The organism is Vibrio sp. zbq_1, assembly GCF_043102935.1.
Taxonomy (GTDB): Bacteria; Pseudomonadota; Gammaproteobacteria; order Enterobacterales; family Vibrionaceae; genus Vibrio; species Vibrio parahaemolyticus.
Map to the genome: position 1 here is coordinate 37,058 of NZ_JBICJH010000042.1, position 11,798 is coordinate 48,855.

General features: G+C 44.2%; 11 protein-coding genes. 4 read left to right on the plus strand and 7 right to left on the minus strand.

Annotated elements, in window-relative coordinates; translation table 11 throughout:
* Positions 1-344: 344 nt before the first annotated feature.
* Positions 345-1,493, plus strand: a complete 1,149-nt coding sequence (locus ACF8CV_RS19925; RefSeq protein WP_005497177.1) for a Na/Pi symporter — start codon at positions 345-347, stop codon at positions 1,491-1,493.
* A gap of 306 nt (positions 1,494-1,799) precedes the next feature.
* Positions 1,800-2,942: a flavohemoglobin expression-modulating QEGLA motif protein gene (locus ACF8CV_RS19930; RefSeq protein WP_021487239.1), complete on the plus strand. Its 1,143-nt coding sequence runs from the start codon at positions 1,800-1,802 to the stop codon at positions 2,940-2,942.
* 72 nt (positions 2,943-3,014) lie between these two features.
* Here the strand turns inward: ACF8CV_RS19930 and ACF8CV_RS19935 are convergent, their stop codons facing one another.
* From ACF8CV_RS19935 to rppH, 5 genes are all read right to left on the minus strand, one after another.
* Positions 3,015-3,866, minus strand: a complete 852-nt coding sequence (locus ACF8CV_RS19935; protein WP_005481388.1) for a thymidylate synthase — start codon at positions 3,864-3,866, stop codon at positions 3,015-3,017.
* Between the two features lie 9 nt (positions 3,867-3,875).
* Positions 3,876-4,697: a prolipoprotein diacylglyceryl transferase gene (lgt, locus tag ACF8CV_RS19940; protein WP_025441314.1), complete on the minus strand. Its 822-nt coding sequence runs from the start codon at positions 4,695-4,697 to the stop codon at positions 3,876-3,878.
* 88 nt (positions 4,698-4,785) lie between these two features.
* Positions 4,786-5,577, minus strand: a complete 792-nt coding sequence (locus tag ACF8CV_RS19945; protein ID WP_138938677.1) for a sulfite exporter TauE/SafE family protein — start codon at positions 5,575-5,577, stop codon at positions 4,786-4,788.
* Between the two features lie 6 nt (positions 5,578-5,583).
* Positions 5,584-7,830, minus strand: a complete 2,247-nt coding sequence (ptsP, locus tag ACF8CV_RS19950; RefSeq protein WP_005497165.1) for a phosphoenolpyruvate--protein phosphotransferase — start codon at positions 7,828-7,830, stop codon at positions 5,584-5,586.
* Between the two features lie 2 nt (positions 7,831-7,832).
* Positions 7,833-8,357 carry an RNA pyrophosphohydrolase gene (rppH, locus tag ACF8CV_RS19955; RefSeq protein WP_005457789.1) on the minus strand — a complete coding sequence of 175 codons (525 nt, stop codon included), beginning with the start codon at positions 8,355-8,357 and terminating at the stop codon, positions 7,833-7,835.
* 618 nt (positions 8,358-8,975) lie between these two features.
* Here rppH and mutH point away from each other — a divergent pair.
* Complete coding sequence (gene mutH, locus ACF8CV_RS19960) at positions 8,976-9,656, plus strand: DNA mismatch repair endonuclease MutH (RefSeq protein WP_021450221.1); 681 nt, start codon at positions 8,976-8,978, stop codon at positions 9,654-9,656.
* Between the two features lie 14 nt (positions 9,657-9,670).
* Here mutH and ACF8CV_RS19965 read toward each other — a convergent pair whose 3' ends face one another.
* Positions 9,671-9,982, minus strand: coding sequence for a DUF6482 family protein (locus ACF8CV_RS19965; RefSeq protein ID WP_005481791.1), 312 nt, complete (start codon positions 9,980-9,982; stop codon positions 9,671-9,673).
* 156 nt (positions 9,983-10,138) lie between these two features.
* Between ACF8CV_RS19965 and ACF8CV_RS19970 the strand changes: the two genes are divergently transcribed.
* Positions 10,139-11,173, plus strand: coding sequence for an NADP(H)-dependent aldo-keto reductase (locus tag ACF8CV_RS19970; RefSeq protein ID WP_005459412.1), 1,035 nt, complete (start codon positions 10,139-10,141; stop codon positions 11,171-11,173).
* Between the two features lie 133 nt (positions 11,174-11,306).
* Here ACF8CV_RS19970 and ACF8CV_RS19975 read toward each other — a convergent pair whose 3' ends face one another.
* Positions 11,307-11,558: a hypothetical protein gene (locus ACF8CV_RS19975; protein ID WP_021822653.1), complete on the minus strand. Its 252-nt coding sequence runs from the start codon at positions 11,556-11,558 to the stop codon at positions 11,307-11,309.
* Positions 11,559-11,798: the final 240 nt, after the last annotated feature.

Sequence of the window (11,798 nt, forward strand, 5' to 3'; positions counted from 1 at the left end):
ATGTGACAGAGACAGACAAGATACTCGGCAAAACCATCACTTTAACCAACTAAAATTAAGTTTTACCGAAAATACAATCTCAGTATTGTCATAAAACTTGAAGTAAAACGCACTTTTTATCGAATTCTCATCAAAAAAATCTCAGTTTATAAAACCAATAAAGCCTATATTTTTCAATAAATTAAAACAGGATAATCCGCTATCTTTTTTGAACTATTAAAAAGCACAATAAAAAGTGCCCACAGAAATCAATCTGTAATATTACTGAAATATTTGTTCTCTAACATCGCCCGAAGTTTCAACTTAAGACCGAAAAACGAACTTAAAGGTCAACGGAGAAAATTATGATGAACCAAGCTACTTCAACAGCAGCGCCTATCTCGAGCACGACTCGTTGGTTACGCTGGGCTAACTTGGCATTCATGCTGTATCTGCTTCTTCTAGCAGTATCTATGGTTGGTAGCGGTTTCAAATGGGCAACTGGCGACCAAGCAAAAGTATTGTTTGAGTTTGCATCTCACCCTATCGCTGGTCTTATGATCGGCCTAGTAGCAACAGCCCTAATCCAATCCTCAAGTACTGTAACTTCTATTATTGTGGGCTTAGTTGCAGGTGGTCTACCTGTAGAGACAGCGATTCCGATGGTAATGGGTGCCAATATTGGTACCACAGTGACCAATACTTTGGTTTCACTAGGTCACGTACGTTGTAAGGAAGAATTCAAGCGCGCATTTGCTAGTGCGACGATCCACGACTTCTTTAACCTTCTTGCTGTTCTGATATTCCTTCCTTTGGAAATGATGTTCGGCATTCTAGAGAAAATTTCTCACTGGTTGGTTTCGCCACTATTGAACACTGGCGACATGAGCATGAAGGGTTTTGACTTCATCAAGCCAATCACTAAGCCTGTTGTTTCTGCTATCAAAGAACCGCTATCAACATTTGGTGACACCATGGGTGGCGTGGCTCTAATTGCTTTAGGTATCGCTACAATCTTCGTTGCTATCACAGTAATGGGTAAGCTAATGAAGAGCCTAATGGTTGGCCGTGCTCGCGATATTCTGAAGAATGCAATTGGTCGTGGTCCTATCCACGGTATCGTATCAGGCTCGATCGTGACGGTGTTGGTACAATCTTCATCAACAACAACAAGCTTGATGGTTCCACTTGTAGGTACTGGTGTTCTTAAAGTTCGTGACATTTACCCATTCACTCTAGGTGCGAACATCGGTACGTGTATCACTGCGCTACTTGCAGCTACCGCCGTATCTGGTGAGTTTGCTGTGTTTGCTCTTCAGATTGCGCTAGTACACTTAACCTTTAATATTTTGGCGACACTGTTTATCTTTGGTATTCCGTTCTTACGTGAAATCCCAGTAAAAGGCGCTGAAATGATTTCAGAGCTTGCTATCAAAAACAAAGCCGTTGTGGGTGGCTACCTGATGTCTGTATTCATCATTCTGCCAGGCGCAATCCTAGCTCTGACAACCTGATAATACCAACCATCGCTTATTGTTTAAGGCTCCACGTTGTGGGGCCTTTTTTGTATCTGTAATCATGATGCAAAAATGAGAGCTGATGTAACTCCGATTGAGACTGAGAAATATTTGTTGTTCAAACCAAACACTCAATGATAGTTTGGCTCCACCTCTTTCAATACAATCACCGTTAGCCAAAAGTACAGAGACGGTCATATACACAGTGGATAACGGCTCTTGCCTCCCATAGTTGTCTTCGATGACTGACAGGTACTCTGCGCTTAGTTGAAAAGGTCTTACCTTCACATGGAGTTGAACGACATGGCTCAGTTTAATGAACCAATTTCTAGCCAGCTATTAGCAATAGATGAAAACCTCACTCAATTAGTCACTGATATTGATATTCTTAGCAGCGTAAACCCGCTTAATTACGCCCAAGAGCGAGAAAGGTTCATCAGTAATAAGTACTCGCAAGAACCTAACTTTCAGTACCAGAAAGCGCCTCTTGACACTCATCAGTCAAAACGCCGTTTGTACGAATTGCCTTTGGAACACATCGAAGATGCTCAGTTACAAAAGCTTTATGAGGATGTCATTCAGTCTTACGCCGACAAACTTGATCAAGTCAACACCATAGGTACGCAAGAGTTCCTATACAACTCTCTGCGCTATTACGGTGAGCCAAGTGCGAAAGACATTGCGAACGCACATTTCATTTTGCATCTGCCGACAGAAGAAGAGAGCAAACCAGAGCATGATAGCCGCTCCATTGCTCATTTCATGCAAAGCTTCGCCGATAAAAATGGGTATGAATGTGAAATTCAAATCTTAGATGGCATGCTAGCAAACGCTTTGGTGTCAGGCTCTCGAGTGAAGATTAACAGCGCTGCGCACATCACAACTGACGAGCTTGAAGCGCTGGCACACCACGAGATGGGCGTGCATTTGCTAACTACGCTTAATGGCCGTCAACAGCCACTTAAAGTGCTTAGTTTAGGTTGCCCTGCCAATACCAATACGCAGGAAGGGTTGGCAATTTTGTGTGAGTACCTCTCTGGACACTTCAGTATCAAACGTTTAAGAACCTTAGCTCTTCGCGTGCTTGCTGTAGAATCCATGATTAAAGAGCGCGATTTCCGCCACACCTTTATGTTGCTGAAGGAGCAGTACAAAGCGTCTGACGTTCAAGCCTTTACCATTACTTCGCGCGTATACCGCGGTGGTGGCTTAACTAAAGATTATTTGTACCTGAGAGGATTTAGAGAAGTGCTCAACGCGTACGATAAGCTAGGGGATGATTTTTCACTGCTGCTATGTGGTAAAACGGAATTAAAGTATTTCGATCTGATCCGTTCTCTCGTTAATAAAGGGATTTTCACTCAACCGAAGTTCATTAGCCCTGCACTATCGACTCCGAAGCAAACTAACCCGATTCATCGCTATATCGTTAGCGCATTGAAGTAACGAAACTCAAACGCATCGCAAAAGCAAAAAAGCTCCATTCGGAGCTTTTTGTAGTATCAAGAACCAGCGTGATTACACTGAGAATGGATAACGAATTGGATCGTGGTGTTCGTACCCTTCTACCCAAAAGTCATCCAGTGTCACCCAAGTTTCCAAATCTTCTAGAGATTTAATCTCCGGATTGATATGGAATGTTGGGGCTTGTAACGGTTCACGCTTCAACTGAACATCACGCATCAACTCAAGCTGATCTTCATAAATGTGCGCGTTAACGATTTTATGGAATGCCTGGCCTGGCTTCTTGCCCGTAATTTGCGCCATGATCGCTAAGAACACATAAACTTGAACCATGTTGAAGTTCAATCCAAGCGGCACATCGCACGAACGCTGTGTACTGTTGAGATACAAAGTGTCATCCAGTAGCGAGAAATGATGACTGTACATACAAGGTCGCAAGCACCCCATATGGAACTCACCAGGGTTGTAGAAGTTCAAGATTTCACCACGGTCATCAACACCGCGAGTCAAATCATCCACAATCTTGCGTAGCTGGTCGATATGACCACCATCAGGTTTTGCCCACGCACGACCTTGAACGCCGTATACACGGCCCATGTCGTCTTCACCCTTACGGTATGGGTTATTCAACCAAGCGTCGTTTAGGTTGGCGTTCGCATCCCACGTTTTGGTGCCTAATTTACGGAAATCTTCAGCATTATCATAACCACGAATGTAGCCAAGTAGCTCAGCCACTGCAGCTTTCCAAAAACTTTTACGCGTCGTTACCAATGGAAATTGATTGTTCGCAACATCGTAGGTTAAATCCGCGTTGATTACCGTCAGGCAACGTTTACCTGTACGTTCATTTTCAACCCAAACACCTTGATCAACGATGCGTTGACACAAATCTAAATACTGTTTCACACCAATACCTTACTTCGTTTTAACTTGAGCTTTGTCTTGGTAAAGACCACGTTTGTAAGCCCAAACCATCATCAGAATGCCCAACACGATCATTGGCGTTGATAGAATTTGTCCCATCGAAATATAACCACCAAATAGACCAAGCTGAGCATCCGGTTCGCGAACGAACTCGACTAAGAAGCGGAATGTACCATATCCAGCTAAAAATAGCCCTGATACCGAACCCAATGGGCGAGGCTTTTTGATGAACCAGTTCAAGATGAAAAACAGCACTACGCCTTCTAACAGCATTTCATACAGTTGCGATGGGTGACGTGGTAAAGGCCCGCCATTTGGGAAAATGATAGCCCAAGGCACATCTGTTACACGCCCCCAAAGCTCGCTGTTCATGAAGTTACCCATACGGCCCATACCCAAGCCAAATGGCACAAGAGGCGCAACAAAGTCAGCAACGCCGAAGAAGGTACGACCGTTCTTGTGTGCATACCAGAACATCGCCGTAATCACACCCAACAAACCACCGTGGAACGACATACCGCCAGTCCAAACTTTGAAGAGATACAAAGGATCATCTAAAAACAGTTCAAAGTTATAGAAGATAACGTAACCGACGCGACCACCGATGACGACCCCTAAGAAGCCCGCGAAAAGTAGATCAGAGACTTGCTCTCGAGTCCAGCCGCTGCCTGGTTTGTCAGCACGGCGGTTCGCCAACCACAATGCAAACATGAAACCGACGAGGTACATCAAACCGTACCAACGAATTGAAACAGGACCAATAGAGACTAAAACCGGATCAATATTGGGAAATTGAAGGTATCCCTGAGACATAAATCATTCTCTTCTTATTTACAAATAAAACCAATATACCCAAGTCACCTCAAATGCTCGGTTCAGCGTGAATAACTTGGGAATAAACTTACAGCAGCATTGTTGCTGCAACAAACATCAAGAATATTGCGAATATTTTCTTTAATACCGCAGTAGGAAGATTGGTCGCGAGCTTCGCCCCCACTTTCGTGGTCAAGATCGAAGTCATCGCAATCGCAAGTAACGCAGGAAGGTAAACATAACCAATACTGTACGCAGGTAAGCCTTCAACCTTATAGCCGTGCAAAATAAAGCCGATCATGCCAGAGATGGCGATGATGCAGCCACAAACTGACGATGAGCCGACCGCTTTACGCATTTCTACGCCGTGCTTGTTGAGAAAAGGCACCGATAAAGAACCACCACCGATACCAGCTAAGCTCGAAACCACACCAATTCCCGTTCCGTACATCATAGTGACCGGACTACTCGGCATTGGCTTCTCACTTTTTACTTTAATGGATCGGAACATCTGTACAGCTAGACACAGTACAATGACACCAAATACTTTCGGCAAGTAATGAGTTGGGATCCATTCGGCAATGTTGGCACCAACAAAACCGCCAATCACCACTCCGGGCATTAGCCACTTCACAACAAACATATCTACGTTGCCAAGTTTAAGATGGTTGAGAGCAGAAGAACCTGATGTGACGATGATGCTTGCCAGAGATGTCGCAAGCGCCATGTGCATGCTCATTTCTGGAGAAATGCCCGCCCAAGGCAGCAAAAATAACAACGCAGGTACGACGATTAATCCGCCCCCAATGCCGAGTAGCCCCGCCATCACACCAACAAAAGCGCCCAGCGCCAGCAATAACAAAAATAAAGAGACGGTCACGATTACCTACTTTTTCCCTGCACGAACGAAGCCTGCAAAACCTTGTTGGATAAAGAAATCATGCATCATTTGATGAATCTCCTCTCCGTACGATTTTGTCATCGCCTGTTCCGCTAGTTTTTCTAGTTCCTGTTGTTGGCTATGACGAATCAAATACTTCACCTTAGCCACGTTAGATGTGTTCATACTTAAGCTGGTGTATCCCAACCCAAGTAATAAGAGTGCACCAAATGGATCACCGGCTAATTCACCGCAGATGCACACTGGCACATGATATTTATCGCACACGTCATGAATCTGTTTGAGTGCTAACAGCACTGCCGGATGCATGGATTCATAGACATCAGCGACGCGGGAATTGTTCCGATCCACCGCCAGTAAATACTGAGTTAAGTCGTTAGTACCAACAGAGACAAAATCCACTCGATGCGCGATGGCAGGAAGCAGATATACCATCGATGGTACTTCGATCATCACCCCGACCTTTGGAGCCTGGATACGCTCATCAAGCAAGACAACTTCGCTGTAGGCTTGGTTGATCAGCGTCATCGCATCATCCAGCTCTTTAATACCAGATACCATGGGTAACAAGATACTTAAATTACCACTTTCAGCACTGGCTCTTAGCATCGCACGCAATTGAATCAAAAAGATATCAGGATGATCTAACGTAAAGCGAATCCCGCGCCAACCTAAAAACGGATTGTCCTCTTCGATTGGCAGGTATGGCAATGGTTTATCACCACCGATGTCCAGAGTACGCATCACCACGCGTTGGCTCGAGTAGCTGTTTAATATTGCTCGATATTGATGATACTGCTCATCTTCCGATGGAAAGTGATGTTGAAGTAAAAATGCAATTTCAGTTCGATATAAACCGACACCATCGACGCCCGTATTAATGGCAATGTTGCTATCGGCACTGAGACCCGCATTCAGCATCACTTCAATGTGCTGGTTATCTAACGTTACGGCAGGTAACGCGAGATCTTTATTGACCATCGCGAAGAGCTCTGACTCTTCACTAACTAAACTGCGATACTCACGCAACAGCTGGCGGTTGGGCTCAAGAAAAATCTCGCCCGTATAGCCATCAACGATGCCTAATTTGCCGTTAACCACATCCGTATTGATGTTAGCGCCCATAACGGCCGGCACACCCAATGCGCGCGAAAGAATTGCAGCGTGTGAGTTTGCGCCCCCTTCAAGCGAAACAACCGCTAATAAATGTTCTTTCGGCACCGATGCTAACAAAGTCGCAGTAAGCTCATTGGCCACTAAGATGATAGGACGATCGATGGCCGCATTCTCTTGCTCACTGTTGTGTAGAAAATACAGCAACCTTTGCCCCAACTCTCGGATATCTTGTGCTCGTTCACGCAAATAGACATCTGACATACGAGCAAAGCGGTTTGAATAAGTTTCGACTACCTGACGCAGCGCCCAATCCGCTCGATCGCCTTTTTCAATCTGTTTCTTAAGATCGCCGCGCAGCATTGGATCATTAAGCAAATGGGTAAACAAATCGAATATCGCTAACGCATCTTTATTGATTTCGCTGTCGAACTTTTTCCGCATCCGGCGGAAGTCATTCAGCGCACGCTCAATCGCTACCAACAGCAGCTCTTGCTCTCGCTCTTTATCCAGCGTGGAAGACGGGAATACGTCCGACAAACTCGGCTGCGTGTTGTCAAACCAAAACTCTCCGATGGCGACACCCGTTGATGCAGGCAAGCCTTTAAGAACCGTCGGTTTTGAGGCTAATTGCCAATGACCTAAACTTTGCGCGTGAGCGATGATCACGGCTAACTGTGCAGATAAGGTCACTAAGAAAGATTCTTCCATCTCACTAAACAATCGTGGCGTCTTTTGCTGAATGACTAATACACCTAATACTTGTTTGCGATGGATGATTGGAGTGGCGAGGAAAGAGTGATAAACCTGTTCACCAAGCTGCGGGAAGAATTTAAATTCAGGGTGTTTTGAGGCTTCTGCGAGGTTAAGAGGTTCTGCGCTGCGTTTAACGAGACCAACTAAACCTTCATTGAAATTAATGTGGATGCTATCGCCTTCAAAAATAAGGCCTTGAGTTGCCATCAACTCAAGGCGCTGCATTTCTTCGTTGGCGAGATAGATAGTACAGCACTCAGTGCGAAGGGCGGCACAAGTCTCTTTTACCAATATATCGAGTGCCAGATGCACATCATCGACTCTGGAGACTTTCTCAACTATTTCCCTTAGCTGGCTGAGCATGACTATCCTCTACGTTGTTGCTTTTTTCTTTTCCCTTTCGCTTTTCTCTCTCGAAAAGGCATGGCTAAAGATGCAAACTCTTTCATCGCTCGACGATAAACATCACGCTTGAAAGAAACAACTTGCCTAACTGGATACCAATAGCTCACCCAGCGCCAACCATCAAATTCAGGGGATTTCCCGCGCTGCATATTGATGCGCGATTCATCGCATTCCAATCGCAGCAGAAACCATTTCTGTTTTTGGCCGATACAAACAGGCTTGGAGTCCCAACGCACCAATCGCTTTGGTAGTTTATATCTTAACCAATGACGACTTGTTGCAATGATCTTAACGTCTTTTTTCGTTAATCCGACTTCTTCATACAACTCCCTGAACATCGCCTGTTCAGGTGTTTCACCTTCGTCAATCCCACCTTGTGGAAATTGCCATGAGTGTTGCCCGTATCGTTTAGCCCAGAAGACCTGACCATGGTTATTACATATCACAATACCAACATTCAGTCGGTAACCATCGCCATCTATCACTGGCTAACCTCTATGAATAATTTTTTATTACCGTGATTTTTCCACATATCCCCATTACTAGCAAACTTACTGATGTGATATGAGCAAGATTTATTACCTTTTCACCGTTATTGGATATCTTTTAATCAAATTAAAGTTTATCAACACAAGAGTGAGACATTGCCCACATTTATTCACCTTTTCTGTGAATAACTTTGTGAAGAATTCCATATCAACTCCGATTTTCAATCAAAAGCATTATTCTCTTACTCATCAATAAAAATAACGACCAACCATAACTCAATGATAAATATAAACTTAAAAACAAACCTGGTGATAAAACGATCTTGTCAATTCTGATGATCTTTTCACCAAACTCAGATCGGTCAAAGATCAACCGATCGGTTATTTATCCACACATTCATTCTCTAACTTCATGACATCTACATAAAATCAAGCCTAAAAACGTTTCAAAACCCCTGTTTATTCATCCAGCCCATCAGTAGATCCACTTATATGCACCTATATCTGTGGATAAGTTATGAATTGATCATTCTTAATCCATCTCGATGAAATCTTGGACAGTAGATTTTGTTGAAATTTGTTAGACTAGGATTTTTCCATTGTCATGCAGTTATTATGAAACCAGAACCACAATCAGAAGCGGAGTTAATGGAACGCGCTCACGATATTGCCGGACTCAGTTTTGCGGAATTAGCGGACGAAGCAGAGATGATCGTTCCAGAAAACCTCAAACGCGATAAAGGCTGGGTGGGACAATTGCTGGAATGGCATTTGGGCGCTCCTGCGGGTAGCAAACCTCAACAAGACTTTTCCAAACTTGGTATCGAGTTAAAGAGCATTCCAATTGGCTACAACGGACGACCGTTAGAAACTACATTTGTATGCGTTGCACCCTTAACTGGTGTTCAAGGACTGACATGGGAAACCAGCCATGTGCGCAATAAGCTCTCGCGCGTATTGTGGGTTCCTGTAGAAGGTGAACGAGAAATCCCCCTTGCCGAGCGTCGTGTAGGGACACCTCTTATTTGGTCGCCAGATAAAGAAGAAGAGCAGATCTTACGAAATGACTGGGAAGAACTGATGGAAATGATCGTCTTTGGCAAATTTGATCAAATTTCAGCCAGACATGGCGAAGCGCTTCACTTACGCCCAAAGGCCGCTAATGCCAAAGCACTAACTGAAGCCTATAGCTCCAACGGGAAACCAATGAAGACGCTACCACGAGGCTTTTACCTGCGAACACAATTCACCGAACAGATCTTACTGAAGCACTATATCAATGTGCAATCTGAGTAACTCATCTGTTCACTCTAATGGGTAACCAACGATAATTCGATATCGCAGTAAGAGGCAGTACCCTCACTACCGCACTCATCGTAAGCGTTGTGTAACCGCAAATAAGCTTTGTCGATACCTAACCTGAGCAGCTCTTCTTTCACCAAATCTAAAGAACCAAAATGAAGCGGTTCCTCTCCATCTTTAATCGGCTCTAGCTGGTGCTTGTATTCCACAGCTAGCAAATAGTCAGAGACATCGGAACACCCAATGACAAATACTTTGGGTAACGTATAGGTGTCTTTATGTTGACCATGTAGCCACATGTCCAGTTGATGCTTCTGCATAGTGCACCTCCTTCACAAGATCTTTTTAGTGTAGTTGGGGGATGAATACCTTTCGAGCCACACTTGCGCTTATACGTAAATGATTTGCGATAGCGACCAAAAATCCCATATATTGATGGATAACCTATTCAGTTGGCTATTTTTCAAGGAAGTGAAATGCAATACACCAAACTACCGCACTCATCACTCGAGATCAGTAAAATCTGCCTCGGCACTATGACTTTTGGTGAGCAAAATACCGAACAGGAAGCTTTTGAGCAGCTCGACTTTGCTGTCGATCATGGGGTGAACTTCATTGATACCGCAGAGATGTACCCTGTTCCGCCAAAAGCAGAAACACAAGGCCTAACAGAACAATACATCGGCAACTGGCTGACAAAATCCGGCAAGCGAGAAAAAGTCGTTCTAGCGACGAAAGTGGCAGGGCCGCGCAATGTGCCTCACATCCGTGAAAACATGAGTTTAAATCGTCGCAATATCCATGATGCCATCGACTCTAGCCTTCAACGACTCCAAACCGATTACGTAGATTTGTACCAACTTCACTGGCCACAGCGTCAAACTAACTGCTTTGGCCAACTCAACTACCCTTACCCAGACAAGCAAGAAGAAGTGACGTTAATTGAAACCCTAGAAGCATTAACTGAACTGGTTAAGATGGGTAAAGTGCGTTACATCGGCGTATCTAACGAAACACCTTGGGGGGTGATGTCTTTGCTTCGTTTAGCGGAGAAGCATGATTTACCGCGTATCGTTTCAATTCAAAATCCATACAATCTACTCAACCGCAGCTTCGAAGTGGGTTTGTCTGAAATCAGCCATTATGAAGGTGTCCAACTGTTAGCGTATTCACCTCTGGCGTTTGGTTGTTTGAGTGGTAAATACTTACATGGCGCAAAACCAGAAGGTGCACGCTGTACTAAGTGGGAGCGTTTCGCTCGTTACTTCACACCTCAAGGCGTCAAAGCGACAGAAGCATACGTGAACTTGGCACGTGAGCATGGCCTAGATCCTGCGCAAATGGCATTGGCGTTCGTCAATCAACGTCCATTTGTCGCTTCCAATATCATCGGTGCGACCAACCTTGATCAACTTAAAGCCAACATTGACAGCATCGATATCAAGCTTAGTGATGAGCTGTTAACAGACATTCAAGCGATCGGTACTACCTACTCTAACCCATGTCCATAAAAGCAAACAGGCTGACCACATAGGTCTGCCTGTTAATAGCACTTAGAACAAATCTATTTCGATATGCGTTTACAGCGTGTTGAGCTTTTAGGGTTAACTAAAGCATCATGTTGGAAGCTCAACACGCTATAGATTACGTCGGTATTCGCGCAGTTAGCACTCGACGAAGATGACGAACTCGACGTTCAACTTTAACCGCTTCAGGCATGCTGGTTTGAGTAACTCGCCCTTCACGATCTAAACCAATATCCCTTAATAAATGAACATTGGTCCATGGAACATCATGAGAACTGCGGCGCACGGTACGTTGCCATTCTCTCTCTTCACGTTTTAAATCCGCTTTAATAAGCAAAGTCGCCAATGTTAAGTAAATTGAGTGACGCATAATTTTTCTCCAATTAAACGATAAATGATCGACTGGGAAAAATAGTACGCAGAGACACAGAGAGATCTGTTGAGACTAAGCCGCTACTTTTCCGCAGCCTAGTAAACATAAATTAGGTTACGGATTAATTTTTATCTTGTGAGCCAGTGGTATCGTTAATATCCGATTTAAAAGCTATCGGAGATTTAGACATACGATCAGCGCAAGCAGTGGTGTTAACAACGTAATGTTTCATCTTGC

Bases quoted from the DNA above. Each gene is read 5' to 3' on its own strand.
- ACF8CV_RS19925 (WP_005497177.1), top strand. From the start codon at position 345: ATGATGAACCAAGCTACTTCAACAGCAGCGCCTATCTCGAGCACGACT.
- ACF8CV_RS19930 (WP_021487239.1), top strand. From the start codon at position 1,800: ATGGCTCAGTTTAATGAACCAATTTCTAGCCAGCTATTAGCAATAGAT.
- lgt (WP_025441314.1), bottom strand. From the start codon at position 4,697: ATGTCTCAGGGATACCTTCAATTTCCCAATATTGATCCGGTTTTAGTC.
- ptsP (WP_005497165.1), bottom strand. From the start codon at position 7,830: ATGCTCAGCCAGCTAAGGGAAATAGTTGAGAAAGTCTCCAGAGTCGAT.
- mutH (WP_021450221.1), top strand. From the start codon at position 8,976: ATGAAACCAGAACCACAATCAGAAGCGGAGTTAATGGAACGCGCTCAC.
- ACF8CV_RS19965 (WP_005481791.1), bottom strand. From the start codon at position 9,982: ATGCAGAAGCATCAACTGGACATGTGGCTACATGGTCAACATAAAGAC.
- ACF8CV_RS19970 (WP_005459412.1), top strand. From the start codon at position 10,139: ATGCAATACACCAAACTACCGCACTCATCACTCGAGATCAGTAAAATC.
- ACF8CV_RS19975 (WP_021822653.1), bottom strand. From the start codon at position 11,558: ATGCGTCACTCAATTTACTTAACATTGGCGACTTTGCTTATTAAAGCG.